This window comes from Idiomarina solivarensis, from assembly GCF_033052755.1.
Classification (GTDB): domain Bacteria; phylum Pseudomonadota; class Gammaproteobacteria; order Enterobacterales; family Alteromonadaceae; genus Idiomarina.
In genome coordinates this window covers 1-238 of sequence record NZ_JAVFHZ010000028.1, presented here as the reverse complement: position 1 = coordinate 238, position 238 = coordinate 1, and the positions used below count along the sequence as shown (strand labels likewise).

1 protein-coding gene is annotated in these 238 nt (G+C 39.9%); it reads left to right on the top strand.

The window, feature by feature from the left end; all coding sequences use genetic code 11:
* The coding region (locus RBK99_RS13505; RefSeq protein WP_317505109.1) for a hypothetical protein at positions 1-238 on the top strand (238 nt) is incomplete at both ends.

Genomic DNA, 238 nt, shown 5'->3' with positions numbered 1-238 from the left:
GAGCACATTAAGACAAACAACAAAACAATCAATATCAGAGGTCTTTTCAGGGTTCCAGATGTTTCAGGCGGTGAAAGACTTATGATAGATGCAGAGGAGAAGGATGAGAAAGGAAGTATACATGAAGAGCAAAAGTTGCAGATACCTATGGATTCGGTCAATGATGAGACATGGAATAGATTACCTGACGAGCCTAATGGGTCTTTACCTCTTGTCTCAAAAGCTTGGATGTTATATC